This is a genomic window from Bradyrhizobium sp. AZCC 1577 (genome assembly GCF_036924575.1).
Taxonomy (GTDB): domain Bacteria; phylum Pseudomonadota; class Alphaproteobacteria; order Rhizobiales; family Xanthobacteraceae; genus Bradyrhizobium.
In genome coordinates this window covers 1,673,868-1,699,685 of record NZ_JAZHRQ010000001.1, presented here as the reverse complement: position 1 = coordinate 1,699,685, position 25,818 = coordinate 1,673,868, and the positions used below count along the sequence as shown (strand labels likewise).

The 25,818-nt window shown below is 61.2% G+C and carries 26 protein-coding genes and 1 tRNA gene; 18 read left to right on the top strand and 9 right to left on the bottom strand.

The features are described 5' to 3' along the window. Positions 1-49: 49 nt before the first annotated feature. Positions 50-550: a PaaI family thioesterase gene (locus tag V1278_RS07945; RefSeq protein WP_334380213.1), complete on the top strand. Its 501-nt coding sequence runs from the start codon at positions 50-52 to the stop codon at positions 548-550. Positions 551-642: 92 nt separating this feature from the next. Next, positions 643-1,167: a hypothetical protein gene (locus V1278_RS07940; RefSeq protein WP_334380212.1), complete on the top strand. Its 525-nt coding sequence runs from the start codon at positions 643-645 to the stop codon at positions 1,165-1,167. 12 nt (positions 1,168-1,179) lie between these two features. Here V1278_RS07940 and V1278_RS07935 read toward each other — a convergent pair whose 3' ends face one another. Beyond that, entirely contained in the window at positions 1,180-1,389 is a 210-nt protein-coding gene (locus V1278_RS07935) for a hypothetical protein (protein WP_334380211.1), read from the bottom strand. A gap of 325 nt (positions 1,390-1,714) precedes the next feature. Next, positions 1,715-2,824: an HlyD family secretion protein gene (locus V1278_RS07930; protein ID WP_334380210.1), complete on the bottom strand. Its 1,110-nt coding sequence runs from the start codon at positions 2,822-2,824 to the stop codon at positions 1,715-1,717. A gap of 260 nt (positions 2,825-3,084) precedes the next feature. On the opposite strand from V1278_RS07930, the gene V1278_RS07925 reads away from it, so the two are divergent. From V1278_RS07925 to V1278_RS07895, 7 genes are all read left to right on the top strand, one after another. Then, positions 3,085-3,738, top strand: a complete 654-nt coding sequence (locus tag V1278_RS07925) for a hypothetical protein (protein WP_334384129.1) — start codon at positions 3,085-3,087, stop codon at positions 3,736-3,738. A gap of 123 nt (positions 3,739-3,861) precedes the next feature. Next, on the top strand, positions 3,862-5,466 hold the full coding sequence (locus V1278_RS07920) for a DUF1254 domain-containing protein (protein ID WP_334384128.1): 1,605 nt from the start codon (positions 3,862-3,864) through the stop codon (positions 5,464-5,466). Positions 5,467-5,663: 197 nt separating this feature from the next. Next, the gene (locus tag V1278_RS07915) at positions 5,664-7,982 is read left to right on the top strand and encodes a DUF3604 domain-containing protein (protein WP_334380209.1); all 2,319 of its coding nucleotides are present in this window, start codon (positions 5,664-5,666) and stop codon (positions 7,980-7,982) included. A 105-nt stretch (positions 7,983-8,087) separates the two neighbouring features. After that, on the top strand, positions 8,088-8,927 hold the full coding sequence (locus V1278_RS07910) for a peptidylprolyl isomerase (protein ID WP_334380208.1): 840 nt from the start codon (positions 8,088-8,090) through the stop codon (positions 8,925-8,927). A 6-nt stretch (positions 8,928-8,933) separates the two neighbouring features. Continuing rightward, positions 8,934-9,974: a HupE/UreJ family protein gene (locus V1278_RS07905; protein ID WP_334380207.1), complete on the top strand. Its 1,041-nt coding sequence runs from the start codon at positions 8,934-8,936 to the stop codon at positions 9,972-9,974. A 300-nt stretch (positions 9,975-10,274) separates the two neighbouring features. Next, complete coding sequence (locus tag V1278_RS07900; protein ID WP_334369022.1) at positions 10,275-11,264, top strand: SphA family protein; 990 nt, start codon at positions 10,275-10,277, stop codon at positions 11,262-11,264. Positions 11,265-11,295: 31 nt separating this feature from the next. Beyond that, entirely contained in the window at positions 11,296-11,730 is a 435-nt protein-coding gene (locus V1278_RS07895) for a DUF2721 domain-containing protein (RefSeq protein ID WP_334364982.1), read from the top strand. A gap of 78 nt (positions 11,731-11,808) precedes the next feature. Here the strand turns inward: V1278_RS07895 and V1278_RS07890 are convergent, their stop codons facing one another. Both V1278_RS07890 and V1278_RS07885 read right to left on the bottom strand, forming a co-directional pair. After that, positions 11,809-12,117 carry a hypothetical protein gene (locus V1278_RS07890; protein WP_334380206.1) on the bottom strand — a complete coding sequence of 103 codons (309 nt, stop codon included), beginning with the start codon at positions 12,115-12,117 and terminating at the stop codon, positions 11,809-11,811. A 180-nt stretch (positions 12,118-12,297) separates the two neighbouring features. Further along, positions 12,298-12,831, bottom strand: coding sequence for a Dps family protein (locus V1278_RS07885; protein WP_213288794.1), 534 nt, complete (start codon positions 12,829-12,831; stop codon positions 12,298-12,300). A gap of 123 nt (positions 12,832-12,954) precedes the next feature. Between V1278_RS07885 and V1278_RS07880 the strand changes: the two genes are divergently transcribed. The 5 genes from V1278_RS07880 (at position 12,955) to V1278_RS07860 (ending at position 19,171) form a co-directional block, all read left to right on the top strand. After that, positions 12,955-13,659 (top strand): class I SAM-dependent methyltransferase, encoded by a 705-nt coding sequence (locus V1278_RS07880; RefSeq protein ID WP_334380205.1) that lies wholly within the window; start codon positions 12,955-12,957, stop codon positions 13,657-13,659. 81 nt (positions 13,660-13,740) lie between these two features. Then, a tRNA-OTHER gene (locus tag V1278_RS07875) sits at positions 13,741-13,816 on the top strand. 256 nt (positions 13,817-14,072) lie between these two features. Next, positions 14,073-17,537, top strand: a complete 3,465-nt coding sequence (gene carB / locus V1278_RS07870) for a carbamoyl-phosphate synthase large subunit (protein ID WP_334380204.1) — start codon at positions 14,073-14,075, stop codon at positions 17,535-17,537. A gap of 215 nt (positions 17,538-17,752) precedes the next feature. Continuing rightward, positions 17,753-18,226, top strand: coding sequence for a transcription elongation factor GreA (greA, locus tag V1278_RS07865; RefSeq protein WP_156908795.1), 474 nt, complete (start codon positions 17,753-17,755; stop codon positions 18,224-18,226). Between the two features lie 534 nt (positions 18,227-18,760). After that, complete coding sequence (locus V1278_RS07860; protein ID WP_334384126.1) at positions 18,761-19,171, top strand: DoxX family protein; 411 nt, start codon at positions 18,761-18,763, stop codon at positions 19,169-19,171. Between the two features lie 154 nt (positions 19,172-19,325). Here the strand turns inward: V1278_RS07860 and V1278_RS07855 are convergent, their stop codons facing one another. After that, positions 19,326-19,805 carry an Lrp/AsnC family transcriptional regulator gene (locus V1278_RS07855; protein WP_213254143.1) on the bottom strand — a complete coding sequence of 160 codons (480 nt, stop codon included), beginning with the start codon at positions 19,803-19,805 and terminating at the stop codon, positions 19,326-19,328. 278 nt (positions 19,806-20,083) lie between these two features. Here V1278_RS07855 and trxB point away from each other — a divergent pair, with 278 nt between their 5' ends. The 3 genes from trxB to dapA all read left to right on the top strand — a co-directional run bounded on the left by trxB (position 20,084) and on the right by dapA (position 23,486). Next, complete coding sequence (trxB, locus tag V1278_RS07850; protein ID WP_334380203.1) at positions 20,084-21,049, top strand: thioredoxin-disulfide reductase; 966 nt, start codon at positions 20,084-20,086, stop codon at positions 21,047-21,049. Positions 21,050-21,051: 2 nt separating this feature from the next. After that, positions 21,052-21,972, top strand: a complete 921-nt coding sequence (locus tag V1278_RS07845) for a LysR family transcriptional regulator (protein WP_028350191.1) — start codon at positions 21,052-21,054, stop codon at positions 21,970-21,972. Between the two features lie 581 nt (positions 21,973-22,553). Next, positions 22,554-23,486, top strand: a complete 933-nt coding sequence (gene dapA, locus V1278_RS07840) for a 4-hydroxy-tetrahydrodipicolinate synthase (protein ID WP_334380202.1) — start codon at positions 22,554-22,556, stop codon at positions 23,484-23,486. A gap of 48 nt (positions 23,487-23,534) precedes the next feature. Here dapA and V1278_RS07835 read toward each other — a convergent pair whose 3' ends face one another. Beyond that, positions 23,535-23,675 carry a hypothetical protein gene (locus V1278_RS07835; protein ID WP_334364991.1) on the bottom strand — a complete coding sequence of 47 codons (141 nt, stop codon included), beginning with the start codon at positions 23,673-23,675 and terminating at the stop codon, positions 23,535-23,537. A gap of 233 nt (positions 23,676-23,908) precedes the next feature. On the opposite strand from V1278_RS07835, the gene V1278_RS07830 reads away from it, so the two are divergent. Beyond that, positions 23,909-24,043, top strand: a complete 135-nt coding sequence (locus tag V1278_RS07830) for a hypothetical protein (RefSeq protein WP_334364992.1) — start codon at positions 23,909-23,911, stop codon at positions 24,041-24,043. Between the two features lie 64 nt (positions 24,044-24,107). Here the strand turns inward: V1278_RS07830 and V1278_RS07825 are convergent, their stop codons facing one another. From V1278_RS07825 to V1278_RS07815, 3 genes are all read right to left on the bottom strand, one after another. Continuing rightward, positions 24,108-24,788, bottom strand: a complete 681-nt coding sequence (locus V1278_RS07825; protein ID WP_065743187.1) for a ParA family protein — start codon at positions 24,786-24,788, stop codon at positions 24,108-24,110. Positions 24,789-24,964: 176 nt separating this feature from the next. Beyond that, entirely contained in the window at positions 24,965-25,294 is a 330-nt protein-coding gene (locus tag V1278_RS07820) for a hypothetical protein (RefSeq protein ID WP_334364993.1), read from the bottom strand. Between the two features lie 99 nt (positions 25,295-25,393). After that, a complete protein-coding gene (locus V1278_RS07815; RefSeq protein ID WP_334380201.1) occupies positions 25,394-25,744 on the bottom strand; it encodes a hypothetical protein in 351 nt (116 codons plus the stop codon). Positions 25,745-25,818 lie beyond the last annotated feature (74 nt).

Below are 25,818 nucleotides of genomic sequence, written 5' to 3'. Positions count from 1 at the left end.
GCTATGACTTCCTGCGGGGTTTATTATGATGGCCACAGGACGCATTCCCATGGATGACAAACCCGCCGCCACCAACGTCGAATACGGCGTGGCACCGACGCACGTAATGGCCTCGATGTCCGGCCTCGATTTCGTGCGCGCCATCTTCGACGGCAGATTGCCGGCGCCGCCGATCATGCAGAACGTCGAGCCGTTCGATTCCACCGCCGAGAAGGGACATGTGGTGTTCTACAGCGTGCCCGGCTTCCGGCATTACAATCCGATTGGCTCGGTGCATGGCGGCTATGCCGCGATCCTCTTGGATTCCGCGATGGGCCTTGCGGTGCATAGCGCCCTTCCCGCCGGCACCGGCTACACCACGCTGGAATTCAAGATCTCTTTCATCAAGGGCATGACAAAGGATACCGGCCCTGTCCGCACCGAGGGCAAGACGCTCAATGTCGGCCGCCGCGCCGCCACCGCCGAGGCGCGGATCACCGACGCCAACGGCCGCCTGCTCGCGCATGCGACGACGACGTGTCTGGTTTTCGAGATTTCGAAGGGAACGTGAAAGGCGGAGGGCGGTTTTGAATTGTAGAGAGGGCAAAGGCGCACTTGCGCTTTGCCCACCCTACGATCTGCTGCGATTTGTGGAGAACACCCATGTCCATCGTCAGCGCCGATGTCGAGCCGCTCACCTTCGTGTTCGAGGATGACGGCCTCGTGCCCAACAATCCCCTGCCGCTCCTGGTTTACAAGGGCGCGGTCTATGTCGCCAACGATCACCCGGAAAAGACCATCGAGGCGCTGTTCGGCGGCAATGGCTGGGGCGCGATGTGGCGCAACGGCGTCTACGACTATGTGCACTACCACGCCACGGTGCATGAGGCGCTCGGCGTCGCCCGCGGCCGGGCCCGAGTCCGCTTCGGTGGTATCAGCGGCAAGGAGCTCGAAATCACGCCCGGCGATGTCGCTATCCTTCCCGCCGGCACCGGGCATCAATGCGTGTTCGCCAGCCCCGATTTCTGCGTGGTCGGCGCCTATCCGCCGGGACCGCCGATGCAGATCACGAGGCCGACGCCGGAGAACCACGCCAAGGCGCTGAAGACGATCCCGGAAGTGAAGCTGCCGAAGACCGATCCGGTGCTGGGCGAAGACGGGCCGCTGGTGCGGCTCTGGAAGCGATGAGGTGCGCCGCCGTCATCCGCGCCTGGCGAGCGGGAAACTCGGCTCGGCCACAGCCTCCGGCGCAGACTCGATTGACGAAACCCGCATCGCCGCGATCCGCGCGACAAAAAGCCCGATCACGAGATTTGTTCGTTCGATCTCCAGCTTGTCGCGGATCGGCCCGTGCGGCTCGGTCGCGCACAACGTCTTGATGCATTCGAGGGTGCGGGTCGACCACCGCATAGATCGGCTCGATCGACGGCACCGCCGATTGTGAGCCCGGCGTGTGTCCGGCCGGCTGGCCGGAGGGGCTGACCCGATGGCCGGACGATGCCACGTCACGGAATTCGATAATTTTCTGCATCGCTTAATTTTTCCAAACCTGAGGAGCCGCGGCACACGACCAAGCTGTACCCGCATCATTCTGCTTGGGGTCGTTGGCCACCACCGATCATATTGGCGCCTCCCACACGCTCGCTTAAATTGATTATCGGAATCTTGCAGGCGACCATTTGTGCGCGCGGCTTTTTTTGCGCATCGCCAGCACTTTGGCGCCGTCGTTCGACGGCTAGAGGTATGCCATGTAGGAGCTCACCCACACCAGAATTGACGCCAGCAGCCCGATCACCCCGGCGTTGTTGGCAAAGGCTGTGGCGTTGCCGGACATGCCCAAGCGCAGCGTATCACGATTTATCCCCTCGGGAATCGATATCTCCGCCGGAAACACCGTCGCGCCGCCGAGCGCATTGGTGCGAGCGAGCGTGCCCGACGCGGCGATCTGTCCCTGTCCGATGCCCTTTGGAATGCCGATGATTTTGGCGTGATAGATCCGGCCCGGCACGTTGTCGAACACGATGTCGACCGCGGTGCCTTCCTTGATGGTCTGGAAGCCGTTCTGCGAGAACATGCCGACCAGCGTGATCTCCTTCTCGACAATGAAGGACATTGCCGATCGCAACTGAAATGCGCGATCGCCGACGGTCAGGGCGACCACGGTGACATAGCCGTCGGCGGGCGCACGGATGGCCGTCTGCGACAATTCCCAGTTGGCGTTGTCAAGCTGCGCCTGAAGTTGCGCGACCGTGGTGTTGACGCCGCCGATCTCGGAGTCGAGCGCGAGCTTGGCGCTCTGCTGCGCCGCCTTGGCAGCGGTGAGCTGCGCCGACACGGTCTCGTACTGAACCTGCTTGTCCTGCGCCTGAAATTGCGTGTTGGCATCGTCGGCGGCGAGCGTCTCGATGTCGGCGAGACGCTTCTTGTTGTAGGCGGCCTGTGCGGCAAGTCCCTCCACATTCGCGGTTGCCTGTTCGTAATTTGCTTTGAGGATTTCGGTCTGCTGCTTCGCTGCCGCGAGCGAAGCCTGAAGCTGCTTGACCTTGTACTCAAACGGCGCCGGGTCGATCTGAAACAGCACGTCGTCCTTTTTCACCGGCACGTTCGGCTTGACCGGGATTGCAACAATTTGTCCGGTCACATTCGGCGTCACTTCCACGACGCGGCCAGTCACCGTCACACGCCCCGAGGGCGTGAGATAATTAAAAAGCGCCAAAAATGTCGCGAGGATAAATCCGCCGACGAGCAGCGAAATTGTCCCCGACACCCAGCCCCACCGCACGAGCTTGAATTTCGAGAACACGAGCCACATCGCAAGGATGTAGAGGCAAAAAATGATAACCATGGCTGGCGTCCCTTTGCCGGTTGTGCTAATATTTCCCGTGGAGGTAGCCGAAGCATCACTCTTCTAAAGTCAACCTTAGACTGCAAGAGACGGCAAGCTTAAGACCTTTAATTCCAGCGCGTTTTTGATTCTGCAGACGCCACACAGCGTAAACTGCAGCCGGAATTGTATTTCTTCATTGCCGACCTCTCGCTTGGAGCGAGAGCGCCGATCGAACTTCTTCGCGCAATTAGTAAGGAGTCGATGTCATGCGCACAAAAATGAATCAGATTTTCGGATTGCTGGCTCTGGCCACCACCCTATGCGGTACGGACGCAGCCCTTGCCCAGAACGCTGCAACACCGCCCTCCATGAAAACCATCGGCGCGCCGGCCAAGCCCGAGATCGTGCCCTCGCTGTTCGTGCTCAACTCCCGCGGCGCGACGCTGCTGGGCGACACCCTCACTCTGACCGGCGTGTCACCCAGTTCGATCATCTTTGCAGACCGTCCGGTGCGGGGCGCGGGCCATCAACCCACCGCCGACGTGATCGCGGAATGGGGATCGGGCGAGGACAGTTTTGCAAAGAATCCGCCGAACGCGACGGTCTCCGTGCTCGGCAAGGATGGTTCGGTGAAGGACGCCGTCGTGGTCCTGAAGAATCCGAAGCTCGGGGGCGACAAGCTCACCTTCAATGTCCAGACCCTTGAAGGCGATCTTGCCGGCGCCGACGGCGGGGCCGCGCTCTTCATCGACATCATCGGCCGTCCGTTCACGCCGCTGTCGTTTGCCGGTTTCGCCCGGCGCAGCGCATTCCGCGGCGCGATGTATGCCGGCGCGCTCGGTGCGGCAGCGTATGGTGCGGCTGCCTACTACCACCCCTACGCGTACGCCCGTCCGGCCTGCGGCTATTATCCGTACCCGCCCTGCTATTGAAACGAATGAAGACACGGAGAAGCACGCGCTTTCCCGTGCTCAATCGACTGGTCCGTTTTCGACCCGCAATTGAACGTTTCAGAGCTTGAAAGGAATGCCGCCGTGAAACAGCTTGTCGAACTGATGACAGCAGCCGTCGTCTGCGCAACACTGGCGCTGCCTCAGCTGGCCGCCGCCCAGACTGCCGCCGCAACCCCTCCTTCGCTTGTGACGCCGGACAAGGTCGACACACGGATCGGCACGCTCGAGTTCAAGGACGGCGCGCCCACCATCGAAACCGCAGAGAAGGTCCGCGACACGCTGGACTTCACACGCGCCCTAAACGTGTACAACAACAGCTTCCGCGGCGCATCGGCGTATGCCCTGGGAAAGGGCTTCCAGAGTATCGGCGCCGAGGACAACACCCCGATCATCTTCTCCGATTTGATGGACGCAAAGTCGCTGTTTCTCACCGCCAACGCTGACACCATCTACTACATGGCGGTAGTGAATCTGTCGAAGGGCCCGATGGTGGTGGAGCAACCGCCGAAGGGACTGGGCACCATCAACGACATGTGGTTCTCATGGATCATCGATATCGGTTTCCCTGGGCCCGATCGCGGCGAAGGCGGCAAGTACCTCATCATACCGCCCGGCTACGACGGGCCGCTGCCCGAAGGCGGCTTCTACATCGCGCGTTCGAAGACCAACCGCGTGCTGTACGCAGCGCGATCGTTCCTGACCAATAATGATCCCAAGCCAACCGCTGAACTGATCAAGAAGCATCTCAAGATCTATCCCTACACGCCGGGCGGCGTGGGTACGAGCATCGCGACAGCCCTGGAAGGCAAGGTGCGGCTCGCCAAGAACCCGCCTGCTCCCGAGACCAAGTTCATCGAGGCCAGCGGCAAGTCGTTCAACACGATTCCGCCCGGCGATTACGGCTTCTTCGAAATGATCAATGAGAACGTCCAGCAGGAACCGGCCACCAGTTACGACGTAGAACTCGCCGGGCAAATGGCCGCCATCGGTATCGTGAAGGGCAAGCCGTTCAAACCTGATGCGCGGATGAAGAAAATACTCACCGATGCTGCCGCCGTGGGGAACGCGGCCGGTCGCCTGCTGAACTGGCGCTACGCCGTGTCCCATCCGGAATGGGCGTACTATCCCAACTCGATGTGGGGAAGCATGCTGTGGGAAGGTGGAGCCAACTTCGAGACACCGCCGCCGGAGTTCACCAGGGAGGGCATGTTCAAACCGCTCCCGCCGACCGGCGCACGGACTCTGGATTCGAGGACGGCGTTCTATTACGGCTACACGCTCGATTCACCGGGCATGATCATGCGCATTCCCGATGTCGGCTCGCAATATCTCATGGGCTTTGTCGATTCCGCCAACAACCCCTTTGACGGCGGCAAAACCTACAAGGTGACGCTGCCCAAGGGCATCCCCGCGCGGGCGTTCTGGTCGTTCACGCTTTACGACAACCAGACGCGATCGCTGCTCGACACGCCGCAGCGCTATCCGCGCGCCGGCAGCCAGACCTATCCATCGCCAGCCGCCGAAGCCAGCGCCGACGGCTCAACGACCGTCTATTTCGGCCCGACACAGCCGCAAGGAGTGCCGCGCGGCAACTGGATTCAGACCATGCCCAGCAAGGGCTGGTTCACGATCCTGCGCCTCTACAGCCCGCTGGAGCCGTTTTTCACGAAGGAGTGGCGGCTGAGTGAGATCGAGTTGGTTCGGTGAGTACGCGCCGAACACGGAAGCGCCTTCGATCCTGCCACCGGGGACAGGCACCTGGCAGCCGCCGGCGATCGTGGCGGCGCAGTGATGTTTGTGGTGGGCCGCTATCACGAAGAAGAGGTGGCGACCCACCCGTGCAATAATTCGCAATGCGTCGATCTATCGATTTGGAATTGAACTAGGTGCACAGGGGTACTGACATGAAGAGCAAAAACCACCGCATCGCGTTGTTCGCCTTTGCAGCTTCCACCGCCCTCGTATCGCCGGCGTTCGCACAAACCACCCCGGAGCGAAACGCGTATTTCGGGGAGACCCACGTCCATACGGGCTGGTCGTTCGACGCCTACATCTTCGGCAACACCAAGACCGGGCCGGAGGAAGCCTACAAATATGCGACGGGACAGATCATCCAACACCCAATGGGTTATCCGATCAAGATCACGACCCCGCTGGACTGGATGGGCGTGACCGATCACTCCGAATATGTCGGGACGGTGAAGCTGGCGAATACTCCTGGCTCGGCCTTGAGCAAGCTGCCGATCGCCGAGAAGCTGAAGGTTCGCACCCCTGCCGATATTCAGAGAATATATCTTTGGCTCGGCTACACGATCGTCGACAAGAAGCCGATCAAGGAATTGATCAGCCCGGAAGTAGCCGGCAACATCTGGAAAGAGAACAATGCGATCGCAGATCGCTTCAACAAGCCCGGCAAATTTACCGCGTTCTGTTCCTATGAATGGACGTCGACGCCCGACAACCGGAACATGCACCGTAACGTGTTTTTCAAAGACTGCGCCAAGGTGCCGGAGCTGCCGTTCAGCGCCATCGACTCGTCGGCTCCGGAAGACCTGTGGGACTGGATGGACGTCCAGCGCAAGGCCGGCAGCGAACTGCTAGCGATCTCGCACAACGCCAACCTCTCCGACGGAATCATGTTCCCGACGGAGGTGGATTTCAAGGGACGGCCGATCGACAAGGCCTGGGCCGAGTCGCGCGAACGCAATGAGAAGCTGTCCGAGATCAAGCAGATCAAGGGACAGTCAGAGACGCATCCCAGTCTGTCGCCCAACGACGAGTTCGCGAATTTCGAGGTGCTGACTTATCTGCTCGGCGATCCGGCGGGACGTTTCCCGACCATCCCGGGCAGCTACATTCGCGACGCCTACAAGACCGGCATCGCGATGCAGGATTCGCGGGGTTACAACCCCTACAAGTTTGGAATCGTCGGCGGCTCCGACTCGCACAATACCGGCGTCCCCTATCGCCAGGAGAACTTCTACGGCGGCCACGCCCGCAACGACGGCGATGAAAAGCAGCGCATGTCGGGTCACGTCTTCGCTGGTCTCGACGTTCGTCTCGAGAATCCCGCCGGCCTCACCGGCCTGTGGGCCGAGGAGAACACCCGCGCTTCCCTGTTCAACGCCATGCAGCGCAAGGAAACCTTTGCCACCAGCGGACCGCGCATTCAGCTCCGCTTCTTTGGCGGGTGGGATTACAGCCAGGACGCAAAAGACGTAAAGAACAGGGAAATCTGGAATATCGTTCCGGATTGGCTGAAGGACCGGCTGTGGGTCCGTACCGCCTATGCGCAAGGCGTGCCGATGGGAGGCGACCTGCCAGCTATGCCGGCCGACAAGAAGGCACCGTCCTTTGCGGTGTGGGCGGTGAAGGACCCGACATCGGGTAACCTTGACCGCATTCAAATCGTCAAGGGATGGACCAAGGACGGCCAATCTTTCGAAAAGGTCTTTGATGTGGTTTGGGCGGGCAAACGTACGCCCGATCCGGTTACGGGCAAGGTCCCGCCAATCGGCAGCACCGTCAACATTCAGGAAGCGAGCTACAAGAACACCATCGGTGCGGTCGAGCTCAAGGCCGTGTGGAGTGATCCCGAATTCGACCCGGGTCTGAACGCGTTCTATTACGCCCGGGCACTCGAAATCCCGACGCCGCGGTGGACCACGATTCAGGCCAAGAATCTCGGGATCAATCCACCCGAGATCGTGTCGGCCACGGTCCAGGAGCGCGCGTGGGCTTCGCCGATCTGGTACACGCCGACCGAGCAGGCGCGCGTGACCGCAAAACCGGGCACCACCGTCGCCAGCCTGCAACAGCAGTCGGGCACGACCACCCTGAATGATGACCAACTCAAGGATCTGATCGTCGGCAAGTCGACCTGGATTCGCAACAACGCGACCGGCAGCGTGTTCCAGGTCATCTGGAGTACGGCGGGCCGGCGCCTGATCACCAATGTTGACGGGACTCTGCCGCAGCCGGGGCAGGTCGGCGACGTCATGCACAGCGGTGAACTTGGCTCGCCATCCTCCTATTCAATCAAGGACGGCAAGATCGTCACCGCGTTCGGAAACCTGCCTTACGAGGTCACCGTCTACAAGGTGGGCGACAAGTACTTTGGTGCGCGCAGCAATGAGTACGGCTACGCCAATTATGAGATCGTTCCGACACCGGTAAATCTGGAGAATCTCAGTTTGGGTCAGGCTGAGCGTTCTCCGTTCTAGCGTGGCTGGTTGGTAGTGCCAGATCATCCAACAGATGGGAGCGCTGCGTCCGGCAAGAATCCGGACGCAGCCGTACCGGCTCAGCCATCGCTGCTGCGACGATGGTTGCGCGAACCGCTGGTTCATTTTCTTCTGGTCGGCTTGGTGCTGTTTGCGGGCTACAGCTTCCTGCGTCCAAAATCCGAAGCGACATCCGAATCCAACCGGATTGTCCTGACGCCGGACGATCTTGTTCAGATAAGTGTGGCTTGGCTGGCGAAGGGCCGGCCTCCGCCAACTCCGGAGCAAATGCAGAACCTCATTGAACTCAAGGTTCGGGAGGAGGTGCTGTTTCGGGAAGCAATGGCGCTCGGGTTGGACAAGGACGACACGATCGTGAAGCGGCGCATGGCGCAGAAAATGGAATTTCTGGCCGAAGGCGCTTCAATCGATAAGGACCCTTCGACCGACGCGCTTCGGGCCTGGTTCAAGGACAATCAGCAGCGATTTGCGCTTCTGCCGCGCGTCTCTTTCCGCCATCTTTATTTTTCTTCCGATCGACATGGTGAACGCACCCGGGAAGCCGCTGCGAAAGCCCTGGAGAAAGTCGCAGACCAATCGGGCGAAGCGAAGGACGTTGCGGCTCTTGGTGACCCCTTCATGTACCAGGATCACTACGGCGATCGGTCTTTCGATGATATCGCCAAGCTGTTCGGACTAGATTTTGCTCGGGCACTCGTGAGCATCAAGCCTGGCTCCTGGCAAGGACCGGTGGAATCCGGGTACGGATGGCACCTGGTTTTTGTCGACTCTTCCGCTCCGAGCAGGCTACCCGCCTTCGAAGAAATCGAGTCGGACATCAAGGCCGGATGGATCGCTGACCAGCGCGCTCAGGCGAAAGCAAAAGCCTACGAGACGATGCGAGCGCGCTACCAGGTCGTGCTGCCGGAGAAGCTGCCAAACTAGACGACGATGGTTGCCCAAGAAGCGATCCTTCGGAGAAAATTCTTGAGTTTACGATCGGCATTTCTCGGCATTTTCTTCGCAACGCTCGCAGTTTTGAGCAGCGCGTCCGCACACGAGTCCCGTCCGGCGTATATGGAAGTGACCGAGATAGCGCCGCAGCGGTATCAGATTGTCTGGCGCACGCCGCTGCTATCCGGCACGCGGCTTCCGGTAGCGCTCCGATTCCCCGAAAAAACGCGCAACGTCACCGAACCCATACTGCGCGAACTCCAGGATTCGCTGGTCGAACGCAGGCTGGTCGAACTGGACAACGGCCTCACCGGCACGCGCATCGAAATCGTCGGCCTGCAGGCGACAATCACCGACGCGCTGGTGCGCGTGCAGTTGCTCGATGGTACCTACTCCACCACGCTGGTACGACCGTCCAAACCGTGGATCGAGATCGCAACCTCGCGCAGTTCGCTTGAGGTCGCCACCACCTACCTGATGCACGGTATCGAGCACATCCTGCTCGGCTACGACCATTTGCTGTTCGTACTGGCCCTGATCCTGATCGTGCGTCGCGGCCGGGTGCTTCTGATCACGGTCACTGCCTTTACTGTTGCACATTCGATCACTCTGAGCCTTGCCACATTGGGGGTTGTGCACATACCCGGTCCGCCGGTCGAAGCAACGATTGCGTTGAGTATTCTCCTTCTTGCCTGCGAGATCATTCGATCCGACCGGGGACAAGCCAGCCTGACCGCGCAATGGCCCTGGCTGGTCGCGTTCTCGTTTGGCCTGCTGCATGGATTTGGCTTCGCCGGCGCGCTGACTGAAATCGGCCTGCCCCAGGGAGATATTCCGCTTGCGCTGCTTGCGTTCAATGTCGGCGTGGAGGCCGGACAACTGGTCTTCATCGCAGCCGTCCTGGGCGCCCTGGCATGCGCCAAATGGATCAGATTACCGGCTTTCCTCGAACGTCATGCGAGGCCGGTGATGACCTATGCGATCGGGATCATGGCCGCATACTGGTTTATTGCGCGATTAGCTGGATTCGCCGCCTGAGCGGGCGAGCGATCACATACCGGACCTCGGACGTGGGTTCGTCCGCGAAACCCCCGTTGAGGTGCATAGCAGGCGATTGCCTCGTGACCTCAACGCAACAGTCGCGATGGATTTTCGATGTAGACCGTTTCGCAGAGCGATACCTTACGACGGGACATTCAATCTATGCCAATCTAGGGTTGATCACTGTGATCTCGAGCCATTAGGGGCAAACAGATGGCGCACAACATTCCTCAACGAGATTCAGGCCGTCGGCACATTTGGCGCGGCATCGGCGTGGTTCTGCTGATATTCGGCGCCATGCCGGAAGCCGCCTACGCCGACGAGAGCGGAATTTCCTACTGGCTTCCCGGACGCTTCTCGAGCTTTGCTGCGACACCGGCGGTGCCGGGCTGGTCCATGGCCGCGGTGTATTATCACACCTCGGTCGAAGCATCGGGCGCCGTCGCCGCGGCACGGCAGATTCAGATCGGCAGATTTCCGGCAACGGTGAACGTCGATTTCAATGCCAGCCTGAACGCACAAGGCGATCTTATTCTGCTCAATCCCACCTACACTTTCGCCACACCTGTGCTGGGCGGCCAACTGGCCATCGGCGTCACCGGCATATTCGGCCGGGCAAGCACCGGCATTGACGGAACGCTCACCGCGGCAGTCGGACCGATCGTGACGACCCGCACGGGAAGCATCTCGGATTCACTCACTTCCGTCGGCGACCTGTATCCGCAGGCCACGCTGAAGTGGAATGCCGGCGTGCACAACTTCATGACCTATCTGACCGGAGACATTCCGGTGGGCGCCTACAACCCAGCGCGCCTCTCTAACCTCGGCATCGGTCACGCCGCGATCGACGCTGGCGGCGGCTACACCTACTTCAATCAGGCCGCCGGGCACGAATTCTCCGCCGTCGCGGGTTTCACCTACAACTTCAAGAATCCCGACACGCAATACCAGAACGGGATCGACTTCCATGTCGATTGGGGAATCTCGCAGTTCCTCTCCAAGCAGTTCTTCGTTGGTTTCGTCGGCTACGGATACCAGCAGATCACTGACGACTTCGGCCAGCATCCGCAGCTCGGCGGTTTCCGGTCCCGCGTCTTCGGCATCGGCCCGCAGTTCGGATATCTGTTTCCCGTCGGCGACATGCAGGGATATCTGAATCTAAAAGGCTATGGCGAATTCGCCGCCGAGAACCGGCCGGCGGGATGGAATATCTGGCTGACATTCGCGATCTCGCCAATGGCTCCGACCAGCACCGTGACGCCAACGCGCCGGGTGGTAACGAAGTAAGGCATCAATCGCGCGCAGAAAGCGGCAACCGATGCTACCCGATACGCCGACCGTCAGTCAGCTATCCCATGTCATTTCGCAGGCGGCGGCGCCTGCGTTTCTTCTCGGCGCTTTGGCAGCTTTCATAGCCGTCCTGATTTCCCGCCTGAACAGAGTGATCGATCGAACGATTGTCCTCAACGGCATCTCCGAGGATGACACCGTCAGATGTCGGCTCAAGGCTGATCTTCCACGTTTGATGCGACGTGCGGTCATGCTGAATCGGGCAATCTTCTGGGCGGTGATCGGAAGTATTTCGGCAACGCTCGTTGTCATCGTCGCGTTCGCAAGTGCGTTCCTCCAGATTCAGCATGAGCGCGGGGTGGCCATCCTGTTCATGGTGGCCCTCGGTGCCTTCACGGTATCGCTTGTCGATTTTGCCCGGGAGGTGCGCATTGCGTTGAGCGAGTTCGATCATCACGCCTGACGCAGTGACGCTCGCCATCACCCCATTAGCCGGAGGCAGCCAGCGCCATCGCCTGAGTGAAATACCAGCCCGGGGCAGCTAACGGGCCCACTGACCCATCTGCAGACAGGTGAGCAAGCTGACGTAACTTGGCGTGCCGCCGATGCTCTCTAGCGAGATGCAGCTTGCCCGGCTTGGCGCGGGGAATTTCGACCATTGGCTTGCGAGCTGCCGCTTCGCCTTCTGTTCATCGTTCACGCAGCTCTTTATCGACTGATCGACGGTGAGGCCGGCAGTCGCGGCGACGTCGAGCTTGCAACTCCGGGCAATGTCGAATTTCGGCACGCCGTCTGCGACCGCAACAACCATCTGCGAGCTCAAAACGATCATCGAGAAAGAAATAGGCATCTCCAGCCCCCTTCCGATCGCAGCCAAAGCTTCCGGGCGCAGCGCTTCTATTTAGAGCTGCAACGCCAGTCTATGCCAAAACCGGCCGGAACGCGACGGGAATGTCAAATCGGAAGGCAGTCGCCGCAGAACGCAGGGATGGCAAAGCCCGCCCTGCGAATCTGCGAATCGCATCCGCGCTCACGCCACGTTGGCGCCTTCCTGGCGGCTGGCCTCGAACAGGAACCAGGTGCGGCGCTCGGTCTCGTCGATGAAAGTCTCGAGCAGGCCCGCAGTGCCGGAATCCTCGTGCTCGTCGGCGAGCTTATGCGCCTTGCGCATCGCCGCCGCCACATGCTTGTTGTCTTCCATCAGCTCGCGCAGCATTTCGCGCGGCGGCACGTAGTCCTCGTTATTGTCCTTGATGGTCTGCAGCTTGGCGACCTGCCCGACCGAGCGCAGCGTGGTGCCGCCAAGTTTGCGGACCCGTTCAGCGAGTTGGTCGGTGGTGGCGAAGATCGCTTCCGACTGCTCGTCCAGCATAAGGTGATAGTCGCGGAAATGACGGCCGCTGACGTGCCAGTGGAAATTCTTGGTCTTCAGATAGAGCGCAAATGCGTCCGCCAGCAGCGTATTGAGCGAGGCCGATATCTTGTCCACGGCGGCCGGCGGCAGGTCGGTCGGCGTATCGAGGTCGGCGGATACCTTGTCGGATTTATTGCTGGTTTTGCTCACGTTGAACCTTCCTGTTAGGAATTGGGCACGACGGCATTGGCAGGGAGCGCCGGACCGTCTAACGCCCCCACCTAGGTACCGGTTCCGTTACCGGAACCCCCAGTTTTGCCGGACCCGCCTGCGATGGACGAATGGATCGACTACTACGACTCCACGCATACGATTTATGTGAGCAGGCTGCATCGCGACCTGCATTTCCAGGTCATCGCGCGCGATATCATCGGCTATATCGCTTCGCCCGACCCGGTCGTGCTGGACTATGCCTGCGGCGAAGCGCTGTCGGCTGCCAAGGTGGCGGACGCCTGCGCAAAACTCTATCTGGCCGAACCGGCGCCCGGCGTCCGCGGCCGGCTGATCGCGCGTTTTGCGCCGAACACCAAGATCCGCGTCCGCTCGCTCGAGGATCTCACGCGAATGGCGGAAAGCTCGGTCGACCTCGTCGTCATGAATTCGGTCGCGCAATACATGACGCCAGGGGAGTTGGATTCGGCGCTTGCCGTCATTCGCCGGTTGTTGAAGCCCAACGGTCGCCTGGTGCTCGGCGATATCCTGCGGCCAGAAGTCGGCATGGCCAAAGACGTGCTGGCGCTCTTGAAATTCGCCGTCGCGCACGGCTTCCTGAAAGACGCGCTTTATGGCCTTGCGAGCACGGCGCTGTCGGACTACCGCCAACTGCGCACGCGCGTCGGGCTGCAGCGCTACCGTGAAGACGAGATGATCGAGAAGCTCGCCGCCTCAGGCTTCACCGCCTCCCGCGCGCATCAGAACATCGGCCACAACCCGTGGCGGATGACGTTCGTCGCGCGGCACGCATTCCAGCGCCATTAAGCGCGACGCGCGTTGAGGTTGTTTTAACCCTAAAGCACGGTAAGGATGGTTCACCGCGCCGTGATGGGCAATGATTGCTACGGCCCGGTGGCGGAAGCGTCGACGCGGGAGCAGTGCAATGCTCTTTATCCTGGTTCAAATCCAGGCCGGGCCTCCAGCCTTCGCTGCTCCGCAGCTTCGGCTCGGCAAGCCAGCGGTGGCGAAGGCTGTCGCGCCGTAGCGGAGCGAAGGCGGACCTCAGAAATACGGGTCAATTTCCTCAAAAACGCGGTTGATGAAGGTTTTTGGGGGGTTTCGCGGGTGCGGAATCTGGTCTAAAGACCACCCGCGCGCGAGGGTGACCCGCGCTCTTGGCTTAGGGGACGCGCGGCTGCGCGCCCTTTTTTTGTGCCCAAAATCCAGTCTGAGAGCTGATGCCCAAAAGAACAGATATCTCCACCATCCTGATCATCGGCGCGGGTCCCATCGTGATCGGCCAGGCCTGCGAGTTCGATTATTCCGGCACCCAGGCGGTGAAGACGCTGAAGGAAGAGGGCTACCGCATCGTCCTCGTCAATTCCAATCCGGCCACCATCATGACCGATCCGGAATTGGCGGATGCGACCTATATCGAGCCGATCACGCCCGAAATCGTCGCCAAGATCATTGAGAAGGAGCGCTACGTCATCCCCGGCGGCTTTGCGCTGTTGCCGACCATGGGCGGGCAGACCGCGCTGAACTGTGCGCTGTCGCTGCGCCGTCAGGGCACGCTCGACAAATTCGACGTCGAGATGATCGGCGCCACCGCTGACGCGATCGACAAGGCCGAAGACCGCCAGCTTTTCCGCAACGCGATGGAGAAGATCGGCCTTCAGACGCCGAAATCGCGGCTCGCCAATGCCTCGGCGCTGAAAAAGTCCTATCGCGACAAATACCTCGCCGAACGCGAGAAGCTAACGGGCGACGCGCTGGATGAGCTCGAACGGCAATGGACGCTCGGCGAAAACGAGCGCCGCAAGCGCTACCAGGAGCACGCGCTCGGCGAGGCGCTGATGGCGCTGTCCGAGATCGGGCTGCCTGCAATCATCCGCCCCTCCTTCACCATGGGCGGCACCGGCGGCGGCATCGCCTACAACAAGGAAGAATTCCTCGACATCATCGAACGCGGGCTCGACGCCTCCCCGACCAACGAAGTGCTGATCGAGGAATCCGTGCTCGGCTGGAAAGAGTTCGAGATGGAGGTGGTGCGCGACAAGAAGGACAATTGCATCATCATCTGCTCGATCGAGAACCTCGATCCGATGGGCGTGCACACCGGCGATTCCATCACCGTGGCGCCGGCGCTGACGCTGACCGACAAAGAATACCAGATCATGCGCGATGCCTCGATCGCGGTGCTGCGCGAAATCGGCGTGGAGACCGGCGGATCCAACGTGCAGTTCGGCGTCAACCCCGACGACGGCCGCATGGTGGTGATCGAGATGAACCCGCGCGTGTCGCGCTCCTCGGCGCTCGCATCAAAAGCCACCGGCTTTCCGATCGCAAAAGTCGCCGCCAAGCTCGCGGTCGGCTACACGCTCGATGAAATCGCCAACGACATCACCGGCGGCGCCACGCCCGCCTCGTTCGAGCCGACCATCGACTATGTCGTGACCAAGGTCCCCCGCTTTGCGTTCGAAAAGTTTCCCGGCGCCTCCACCACGCTGACGACCTCGATGAAGTCGGTCGGCGAAGTCATGGCGATCGGCCGCACGTTCCAGGAGAGCCTGCAGAAGGCGTTGCGCGGGCTCGAGACCGGACTGACCGGGCTCGACGAGATCGAGATCGAGGGGCTCGGCCGCGGCGACGACAAGAACGCGATCCGCGCCGCGTTGGGCACGCCGACGCCGAACCGCATCCTGCAGGTGGCGCAGGCGATGCGGCTCGGCTGGTCGAACGAAGACATCTTCAATTCCTGCAAGATCGATCCGTGGTTCCTCGCCGAGATGCGCGGCATCATCGACATGGAAACGAAGATCAGGACGCACGGCCTGCCGCCGAACGGCTATGGCATGCGCATGCTGAAGGCGATGGGCTTTTCCGACGCACGGCTTGCCGTGCTGTCCGAGTCCACCGAAGCCGAGATCACCGCGAAGCGTCACGCGCTCGGCGTACGCCCCGCTTTCAAGCGCATCGACACCTGCGCCGCCGAGTTCGCCTCCCCCACCGCCTACATGTATTCGAGCTATGAAGCGCCGTTTGCGGGCGCGCTGGCCGACGAGAGCGCGCCCTCCGACCGCAAGAAGGTCATCATTCTCGGCGGCGGCCCGAACCGGATCGGCCAGGGCATCGAATTCGACTATTGCTGCTGCCACGCCTGCTTCGCGCTCGACGATGCCGGGTATGAAACCATCATGATCAACTGCAATCCGGAGACGGTGTCGACCGACTACGACACCGCCGACCGGCTGTATTTCGAGCCGCTCACTGCCGAGGACGTGCTGGAAATCGTCGCCACCGAGCGGCAGAACGGCACGCTGCACGGCGTGATCGTGCAGTTCGGCGGCCAGACCCCACTGAAGTTGGCGCGCGCGCTGGAAGCCGCCGACGTGCCGATCCTCGGCACCTCGCCCGACGCCATCGACCTCGCCGAGGACCGCGACCGTTTCAAGCGCGTTCTCGACAAACTGAAGCTAAAGCAGCCGAAGAACGGCATCGCCTATTCAGTCGAGCAGGCGCGGCTGGTGTCGGCCGATCTCGGCCTGCCGCTTGTGGTGCGTCCGTCCTACGTGCTGGGCGGCCGCGCGATGCAGATCATCCGTGAGGAAACCCAGCTCGACGATTACCTGCTCGGGACGCTACCCGAGCTGGTACCGGCCGACGTCAAGGCGCGCTACCCCAACGACAAGACTGGGCAGATCAATACCGTGCTCGGCAAGAACCCGCTGCTGTTCGACCGCTATTTGTCTGATGCCACCGAGATCGACGTCGATTGCCTCTGCGATGGCAACGACACCTTCATCGTCGGCATCATGGAACATATCGAGGAAGCCGGCATTCACTCCGGCGATTCCGCCTGCTCGCTGCCGCCGCATTCGCTGGACGGAAAGATGATCGAGGAGCTCGAGCGGCAAACCCGCGAGCTCGCACTCGGCCTCGACGTGGTCGGCCTGATGAACGTGCAGTATGCGATCAAGGACGATGAGATCTACGTGCTCGAGGTCAATCCGCGGGCGTCGCGCACCGTTCCGTTCGTCGCCAAGGTCGTCGGCACGCCGGTGGCGAAGATCGCTGCGCGGATCATGGCCGGCGAGAAGCTCGCCGATTTCAAGCTGAAGAAGAAACAGCTCGGCCATGTCGGCGTCAAAGAGTCGGTCTTCCCCTTCGCGCGCTTCCCCGGCGTCGATACCGTGCTCGGTCCGGAGATGCGCTCGACCGGCGAGGTGATGGGCATCGACCGCTCGTTCGAGGTGGCGTTCGCAAAAAGCCAACTCGGCGGCGGCACCCGCGTGCCGCGCAAGGGCACCGTCTTCGTCTCGGTGCGCGAGATCGACAAGACCCGTATCGCCGAGGCGGTCCGGCTCTTGCACTCGCTCGGCTTCAAGGTGATGGGCACCTCGGGCACCCAGCGCTTCCTCGCCGACAAGGGCATTCCGACCGAGAAGGTTAACAAGGTGCTGGAAGGGCGGCCGCACATCGTCGATGCCATCACCAATGGCGACATTCAGCTCGTTTTCAACACCACCGAAGGGCCGCAGGCACTGGCCGACAGCCGTTCGCTGCGGCGGGCTGCCCTCTTGCATAAAGTGCCGTATTACACCACTCTTTCGGGTGCTGTTGCGGCCGCCCAGGGCATCCGCGCCTATCTGGGCGGGGACCTTGAGGTCCGCACGCTACAGAGTTATTTTTCCGAAAACTGATCGTTTGCCGGGCGAAAATGCCCGCGAAACGATCAGCAATAAGCCGGCATGGCTGGAACCCACCGCCCGTTTGCATATTGTAAGGCCCCTAACGGGGCCTAAATCAACGGGCTGGCGGGTTCGTGTGTCGAGTTCAAGGGCCTGATCGAAATCGAAAGCGTGGCTTGTGCGCGCAACTTCTGGCGGCTCGCACGAGGGAAGGACGGAAAGAGATGATGGACAAGGTTCCGATGACTGCTAGCGGGTATGCCGCCCTGGAGATCGAATTGAAGCAGCGCCAGTCGGTGGAGCGTCCGCGCATCATCGAGCATATCGCCGAGGCGCGCTCGCATGGCGATCTCTCCGAGAACGCGGAATATCACGCGGCCAAGGAAGAGCAGTCGCACAACGAAGGCCGCATCGCCGAGCTCGAGGACAAGCTCGCGCGCGCCGACATCATCGACATCTCGAAACTGTCCGGCGACACCGTCAAGTTCGGCGCGACCGTCACGCTGGTCGACGAGGACACCGAAAAGAAAGCGGTGTGGCAGATCGTCGGCGAACCGGAAGCCGACGCCAAGAAGGGCCGCATCTCGATCACCTCGCCGCTGGCGCGCGCCCTGATCGGCAAGAAGAAGGGCTCGACCGTGGAGGTCGTGGCTCCCGGCGGCGCCAAGGCCTACGAGATCACCAAGGTCGAGTGGCGATAGAGCGCGATGACGTTCTTCGAATCGTCATCCCGCTCTATCTCATTTATTCCAGCATGATCTCCGCGCAAACGCGTTCGGCGTTTGTCGCGAGGGAAAACCGGTATCCACTTTGCGCTGACGCGGCCCTTCGGATCCGGATCATGCTGTAGTCACCTGCAAGTTACTGTTGCGACAAAGCCGCGTTTTCCACGCGGCTTTTTTGTTGCCGCGGTCCTGACAGGAATGTGAGTGGTGGTGCGGCGGATTTCAGAATATCCGAATCCCGGACGATGTTTATAGACTATAACTAACTGGAGCGGGGGCGTGCCGGCGTTGCGAAGCATCGGCATTTTGCGGCGATGAGCTGCAGGCTGCTGCCGAGGCGGCATCGTGCTGCGCTGCAATCGCAACAATGTCGCGAAGCTGTGCGGTGAAGGGGAATGATTCAATCTCAGGGGTGTTGTGTCGGCATCACACGCGATCCGACAAGACCGTGTAATCTCGTGGCGCTAAGTTTCAGCGCGTCAAACAAAGGGGGACTAGGACATGGAACAAATCGACAAGATGCTCGCGAAATGGCAACCGCCGGCGCTGAGCCTGTTTCGCTTCATCACCGGGCTGTTGCTGTTTCAGTACGGTGTCGCGAAGATTCTGAAGTTTCCGACTATTCCGGAGGGTAACGCTGCCGCGTTCCTCAACAAGGTGCAGTTGATGTCGCTACCGGGAGCCGCCGGTATGATCGAGTTGATTCTAGGCGGGCTTTTGCTGCTCGGACTGTTCACGCAGCCCGTGGCCTTCATTCTCGCCGGCGAGATGGCCTTTGCCTATTTCATCGGTCATGCGCCGAGGGGCTTCTTTCCGCTCATCAACGGCGGCACGCTCGCGATCCTGTTCTGCTTTGCCTGCCTTTATCTTTCGGCTGCAGGCGGCGGTCCGTACAGCATCGACGCGATGCGGAAGAAGTAAAGCTGAGGTCTCACCTCGTCATTGCGAGCCACCCGGTCGGCGCGAAGCGCCGCCGGATGACAGGCTCCGCGAAGCAATCCATCTCTCCTCGTGGGAAGAATGGATTGCTTCGTCGCTTTCGCTCCTCGCAATGACGGGGATAGGCTGGCGCACCTCACCCCGCCACCTTCACATCGAGCGGCACCGCCGCTTCATATTTCGAATTGTGCAGCACCAGCGACGTCCTGACGTTGCGCACATGCGGCGCGGCCGTCAGGTGCGTGACGAAATCCTGAAACGTCGCCATGTCGGGCGCGACGCATTTGAGGATGAAGTCGATCTCGCCCGACAGCATCCAGCATTCCCGCACCAGGGGCTCGGCGCGGACGAAATCCTCGAACGCACGCAAATCCGCATCCGCTTGGCTGGACAAATGGACCGAAGCAAACACGGTGACGTCGAAGCCTAGCCGACGCGGATCCAACAGGCCCCGATAGCCCTGGATGTAGCCTTCTTCCTCCAACGTGCGGACCCGGCGCAGGCAGGGCGGCGGCGAGATACCGACGCGCTTGGCCAGTTCCACGTTGGTGATTCGGCCGTCGGCCTGGATTTCGGCAAGAATTCGAAGGTCGATTTCGTCAAGATTCTTCGACACGCGCGTCGGGTTCCCTAATTCTGGCCGCGTGGGCTGGCCTTACTGGCAACTCTCTTAGCGCACGCCGTGCAGCTTGCGCAATTTTATTGCGCGCATGACGCCATATTTCGCGATTGTTACTTCAGTTCCGGGGAAAATTCGCTGGGATGAATTGCAATTCTTGCATAGCTACCCAGATATCTTAGACTTGGATTTGACACTTTCAGCGCCGTCGACCTCCTTCCAAGGCGCTTCTGCTCAAGTCAAAACAAACCCCCGAATAAGAGAGGGATCCGCCGATGCCTGCGCCTATCCATGCCAAGGTCGTCATTATCGGTTCCGGCCCCGCCGGCTACACCGCGGCGATCTACGCGGCGCGCGCGATGCTGGAGCCGGTGCTGATCCAGGGCATCCAGCCCGGCGGACAACTCACCATCACCACCGACGTGGAAAACTATCCGGGCTTTGCCGACGTCATCCAGGGCCCCTGGCTGATGGAGCAGATGGAGAAGCAGGCGGCCCATGTCGGCACCAAAATCGTCACCGATTTCGTCAACAAACTCGAACTGGCGCAGCGGCCGTTCCGCCTGACCTGCGATAGCGGCGATGTCTATCTGGCGGAAACCGTGGTCCTCGCCACCGGCGCGCAGGCGCGCTGGCTCGGCATTCCCTCGGAAGAAAAGTTCAAGGGTTTTGGCGTCTCGGCCTGCGCGACCTGCGACGGCTTCTTCTACCGCGGCAAGGAGGTGATCGTGGTCGGCGGCGGCAATACCGCGGTCGAGGAAGCGATGTTCCTGACCAACTTCGCCTCGCAGGTCACCATCGTGCATCGCCGCGATCATTTCCGCGCCGAGCGCATCCTGCAGGACCGGCTGTTCAAGAATCCGAAGATCAAGGTGGTGTGGGACTCGGCGATCGACGAGATCTGCGGCGCCGAGAACCCGAGCAAGGTCACCCATGTGCGCCTGAAGAACGTCAAGACCGGCGCACTCACGAAGGTTACGGCCGACGGTGTCTTCATTGCCATCGGGCATGCGCCGGCCACCGACCTCGTCAAAGGCCAGATCAAGCTGAGGCCATCAGGCTATGTCGAGGTGGCGCCGAACTCGACCGCAACCTCGATCCCCGGCCTGTTCGCCGCGGGCGATGTGGCCGACGAAACCTACCGCCAGGCGGTTACGGCTGCGGGCCTCGGCTGCATGGCAGCCCTCGAGGCCGAACGCTTCCTGGCTTTGCGCGCGAGCGATCGCGCAGCGGCTGAATAGTTATGCCTAGAACACGAGACGGATTTGACATGGACTGGGACAAGCTGAAGGTCTTTCACGCGGCGGCGGAAGCGGGAAGCTTTACCCATGCCGGCGAACAATTGGGGCTCTCGCAATCCGCGGTATCGCGGCAGGTCAGCGCGCTGGAGCAGGAGCTTGCGGTGTCGCTGTTCCACCGCCACGCGCGCGGGCTCATCCTCACCGAGCAGGGCGATCTTTTGTTCCGCACGGCGCATGACGTCTTCATGCAGTTGCAGGCGGCGCGCGCCAAACTCACCGACAGCCGCGAGCGGCCGAGCGGCGACCTCAAGATCACGACGCCGCCCGCGCTCGGCATCAACTGGCTGATCCCGCGGCTCGACGAGTTCACCGCGCTTTATCCGGATATCCGTATCTCGCTGATCGTCACCGACGAGGATCTCGACCTGTCGATGCGCGAGGCCGACGTCGCGATCCGGACCCGCAAGCCGACCCAGCCCGACCTGATCCAGCGCAAGCTGTTCTCGATCGGCTTCCATGCCTATTGCTCGCCGGAATACATCAAGCGCTTCGGCACGCCGCGGACGCTGGACGACCTCGACTCGCACCGCATCATCATGCTCGGCGATGCGCAGGTGCCGCCGCATCTGCAGAACCGGAGCTGGCTGATCGATGCCGGCCGCAACGGCTCGGGCCCGCGCGAGGCCTACTTCAAGGTGAACAACATCTTGGGGCTCGTTCGGGCCTGCCAGCAGGGGCTCGGCATCGCCGCCCTGCCCGACTATCTGGTCGAGGAGAACAACCGCCTGGTGCAGTTGTTCGGCGAAACCGATTCGATCGCGGTGGACACGTATTTCGTTTACCCCGAGGAACTGAAGACGGTCGCACGCGTGCAGGTATTCCGCGACTTCGTGGTGAGCAAGGCGCAGCGCTGGCCCTCCTAGAGCATGATCCGGAAAAGTGGGGACCGGTTTTCCTCGGGGACAAACGCGAAGCGTTTGCCCGGAGATCATGCTCCAAAATAAAAGCTAGAACGGTGGCGCTTCGTCTTTCGCTTTCCGGATTAGCCTATTTTATGGAGGCCCCGCTCTTCGCATGACTGACATGCGGCTCGGACGGTTGCTGCAAGGCACTGATGAGGATCATAGTGCTTAAATGCTGAGCGGTCGCGTCGCGCATATGTCCCCCTCCTCCAGTGACGCGGCGGTTCAGTAATCCCTCTTGGAAGGTGATTGTGTCGGCCTCACGTGGCCAATACCTCAAGCCGGGCTCTTTCGGGCCCGGCTTTTTTTCGCGTCAATGTCATGTTCCCGCACAGATTGACATTGAGGTTCTCGGCCTCCATCATCTGCACATGATCACGAGTTCGTGCGCAGCACTGTCGTCGAAAAAAGGTCCCCATCCGGGGACCCGAGATCGACGCGCGCGCTAGTCTGTCGCGAACCCACGATCCCGAACCCCGCCGTCTGGACGGGGTTTTTTGTTGGTCCCGTCTCCGGCGCTTACCCCCAAAGGAGATGGAACGATGACTGCCCCTTCGACCAACGACCTGGCAAGCCGGCTGCAGGGCCTGTGGCTGCCGCTGATCACGCCGTTTCGCGACGGCGAACTCGACGAGGCGTCGCTGCGCCGGCTCGTCCGACACTATGCGGCTGGCCCTGTCGACGGCTTCATTCTCGCGGCGACGTCGGGCGAAGGCATGTCGCTCCGCGCAGACGAACTCGAGCGGCTGGTGACGCTGACGCAGAGCGAACTCTCCGCCACCCGGCGTCACTTGCCGATCCTGCTCGGCCTGTCCGGCGCCTCCACCGCGAAGATGCTCGATGCGCTGGATGAGACGGCGACCTGGCCGATCGACGGCTATCTGATCGCGAGCCCCTATTATATCCGGCCGTCGCAGCGCGGCCTCGTGCAGCACTTCACCGCGCTCGCCGATCACGCCTCATGGCCGATCGTGCTCTACAACATTCCCTACCGGACAGGCGTCAGCCTCACCAATGAGACGTTGCTGCAACTTGCCTTGCATCCAAACATTGTCGGCATGAAGGATTGCGGCGCCGACCGCGCGCAGTCGATTGACTTTCTGGCGAGACGGCCAGCAGGCTTTCGCGTGCTGACCGGCGAAGACGCGGAGTATCACGACGCGCTCGCCGACGGCGCCGATGGCGCAATTCTGTTGTCGGCGCATCTGGAGACCGAGGCCTTCGCATCGCTGCGGACGCTGCTCACGCAGGGCGACCGCGACGGCGCGCGGGCGTGCTGGAAGAACCTCTCCCGGCTGTCCCGGCTGTTGTTCGCCGAGCCGAGCCCGGCGCCCGCAAAATACTGGCTGGCGCGCAACGGACTGATCGACAGCGCCGAGGTTCGCCTGCCGATGGTGAAGATAAGCGCAGAGTTGGCGGCATTGCTCGACGAGGAAGTCGAACAGCGGAGGCCACAGCTTTTGCGGCGGGCTTAAGCATGGCATCGGCTCCCTCTCGCCCGATGGCGAGAGGGAGAAATGGAATTAGCTCACCAGCAGGCGATAGGCCATCACGGGTGCGAAGCCGAGCAGCATCGCCCAGGCGGCGAATGACGACACCAGAAGAACGTCGTGCATGCTCTGGGCGTATTCGGCAATCGGAAATTTCTTGTCGTAAGTGCTCATCGTTTTTCCCCCGTCGTTTTTCTGAGCGGGAGATCCATACGCCTAAAATTCTAACGTTACGGGGGAGGCTTCGATCGACTTTGACGGCATGCGGTCACGGAAAGTTAACCAGACATGGCGGTGGTTAATCGGCGGTAGCAGGTGCGGTCAAATGCAAGCGAAATCGCAACCGGCTTTTTAAAACCGTTGGCGTATCAACATCCCCATACAACAGAAAAACGCGGGGGCGCGTCGTGCATTTCGAGAACAACAGCATTCCTGGACAACAGGGCTTTTCAACCGAGGACATTCTGTGGGCTGTCGGCGTCTGGTCGGTGATCCTGACGCTGTCGCCGGTGGTCGTGTTCTACGTGCTGATGGTGGCGTAACAAAAAGAAAAACGCGCGGGGCCCGCGCGTTCTTTATCAGTCCGGCAGATCGAGAGCGGCGTTGTTACGCCGCCTGCTTGTGCATGGCGCCCGATGCCGACGCCGTTCCGCGGATCGCCTTGATCGAACGCTCGATCGCGCCCCACAGCCTGCTGATCTCCGCGGCCGCCCGGCCTTCCGCGTAATATTCGCGGGCGCCTTCGCCCTGGCTCAGCGCCATGATCAGATCGGCGCGGTTGGTGATCTGGCCGCTCCACACCGGCGCGCGGAATTTCGCCAGCGCTTCACGTGCGATGCTGACGATGCGGCTCTCGGCGCCGTCGCGTTCGGCAGGCGCACCGTTGATCACGACCGCGTAGGGCTTGCGCGCCGAACGGCAGGTCTGAATGGTTTCCTGCACCGCGTTGACGTCGAACACGCCGGGCCGCGCCGGAATGATCACCATGGTGGCGTTGCGGATCGCATCGTCGACGACGGCCGACAAATTCGGCGGCGTGTCGATGAACACCCATTCGATGCCGTCGCGCTTGGCGGCAGCGACAATGCCGCTGACGGAATTCACCGCGGCCTTGATCGGCGGCTCGTTGGTGCCGCGCAATTTGTGCCAGAGCGTAAGCGAGCCCTGCGGATCGGCATCGACGAGCAGGATGGGCTTCGTTGCCTTGTGAACATGGGCAGCGAGGTGAGCAGCCAGGGTACTCTTTCCCGAGCCCCCCTTACGTGATGCGAAAACAATTACGTTCATATCTTGGCCTCCAGTTGACCCCAGAAGCCGAAAATGAATCAGCGCGGTGATTCGTGAAAGAAAAATTTATCACCCGCCGTGATGAAGCCACTTAATTGCCAATAAGGCTGGTTTTTGAGTCACACCGTGCAACCCCGGTGACCTTGAGAAGGAATCGAAAGCTCACCTTGCCTGGCTCACTGCGCGCCTTTTGTGCGCTCGCGTTCGAGCTTTGCGCGCTGGCGTTCGAGCCATTTGCGTTCGATCCATCCAAGCCCCAGCGACAACGGCTTCTGCAGTGGCGGGATGTCCTGCGCGAACAAAAGGAGTCCGAGCGGCAGCATCCAGAGCCCGAGCACCGGCAGGAAGCTGAGAAAGCCGCCGGCGACCAGCAGTATGGCAAGCGGTACTCGGACGTAGATCGACGACGGCTTGCGCACCCAGCCGACGAACTTCGCCGGCCCCGATGGCAGCTTCCTCTCGAACCAGGCAAAATGCCGGTCGAGCTCTTTACTGTGATCTATCAATGAACCCTCTCCTCTTCCCCATGGGAGATGTTCATTGAATCGGCCGCTGGCAAGCGTCAGTCTGTCGCGAAAAGCGACCTTGAAACGGGCGCGCCGCCGTCAGGTCGCAGGCTTTTTCGGCTTTTTTCGCGGCTTGGCTGCAGCGGCTTTGCGCGGGGCTGCCGGCCGGATGATGGTCGGCCGGCCCACCGGCCGGGCCGTGATTTCATCGGGCTCGGGACGGAAGTGCGCCCGGCAAGCCGGCGAGAGCTGCGACTTGTTGCGCACCATGCAGGCGGTGACGCGGCTGATGTCAGGGATATCGGAGCTGCAGAGGCGGAACGCGTCCCCGGTGCAGGCCTGCTCCTGTTCGGGTGTATAGGTCTGACTGACGGCGGGCGAGATCGAAACGGCTAGTGCGGCGGCAAGCAACAATCCGAGCTGAAAATTTTCGATCCGAAAAATCGCCATGAATTCCCCCAAGCCGCAATGATTCCCGGAATTGTGGGTGAACGAGTGGGGCTTGGCAAGCACGGCTGGACAAC

Coding starts and splice junctions, on each gene's coding strand:
- V1278_RS07945 (WP_334380213.1), top strand. CDS start 50: ATGGATGACAAACCCGCCGCCACCAACGTCGAATACGGCGTGGCACCG.
- V1278_RS07940 (WP_334380212.1), top strand. CDS start 643: ATGTCCATCGTCAGCGCCGATGTCGAGCCGCTCACCTTCGTGTTCGAG.
- V1278_RS07935 (WP_334380211.1), bottom strand. CDS start 1,389: ATGCGGTGGTCGACCCGCACCCTCGAATGCATCAAGACGTTGTGCGCG.
- V1278_RS07930 (WP_334380210.1), bottom strand. CDS start 2,824: ATGGTTATCATTTTTTGCCTCTACATCCTTGCGATGTGGCTCGTGTTC.
- V1278_RS07925 (WP_334384129.1), top strand. CDS start 3,085: ATGAATCAGATTTTCGGATTGCTGGCTCTGGCCACCACCCTATGCGGT.
- V1278_RS07920 (WP_334384128.1), top strand. CDS start 3,862: ATGACAGCAGCCGTCGTCTGCGCAACACTGGCGCTGCCTCAGCTGGCC.
- V1278_RS07915 (WP_334380209.1), top strand. CDS start 5,664: ATGAAGAGCAAAAACCACCGCATCGCGTTGTTCGCCTTTGCAGCTTCC.
- V1278_RS07905 (WP_334380207.1), top strand. CDS start 8,934: ATGGTTGCCCAAGAAGCGATCCTTCGGAGAAAATTCTTGAGTTTACGA.
- V1278_RS07900 (WP_334369022.1), top strand. CDS start 10,275: ATGCCGGAAGCCGCCTACGCCGACGAGAGCGGAATTTCCTACTGGCTT.
- V1278_RS07895 (WP_334364982.1), top strand. CDS start 11,296: ATGCTACCCGATACGCCGACCGTCAGTCAGCTATCCCATGTCATTTCG.
- V1278_RS07890 (WP_334380206.1), bottom strand. CDS start 12,117: ATGCCTATTTCTTTCTCGATGATCGTTTTGAGCTCGCAGATGGTTGTT.
- V1278_RS07880 (WP_334380205.1), top strand. CDS start 12,955: ATGGACGAATGGATCGACTACTACGACTCCACGCATACGATTTATGTG.
- carB (WP_334380204.1), top strand. CDS start 14,073: ATGCCCAAAAGAACAGATATCTCCACCATCCTGATCATCGGCGCGGGT.
- greA (WP_156908795.1), top strand. CDS start 17,753: ATGGACAAGGTTCCGATGACTGCTAGCGGGTATGCCGCCCTGGAGATC.
- trxB (WP_334380203.1), top strand. CDS start 20,084: ATGCCTGCGCCTATCCATGCCAAGGTCGTCATTATCGGTTCCGGCCCC.
- V1278_RS07845 (WP_028350191.1), top strand. CDS start 21,052: ATGCCTAGAACACGAGACGGATTTGACATGGACTGGGACAAGCTGAAG.
- dapA (WP_334380202.1), top strand. CDS start 22,554: ATGACTGCCCCTTCGACCAACGACCTGGCAAGCCGGCTGCAGGGCCTG.
- V1278_RS07835 (WP_334364991.1), bottom strand. CDS start 23,675: ATGAGCACTTACGACAAGAAATTTCCGATTGCCGAATACGCCCAGAGC.
- V1278_RS07825 (WP_065743187.1), bottom strand. CDS start 24,788: ATGAACGTAATTGTTTTCGCATCACGTAAGGGGGGCTCGGGAAAGAGT.
- V1278_RS07815 (WP_334380201.1), bottom strand. CDS start 25,744: ATGGCGATTTTTCGGATCGAAAATTTTCAGCTCGGATTGTTGCTTGCC.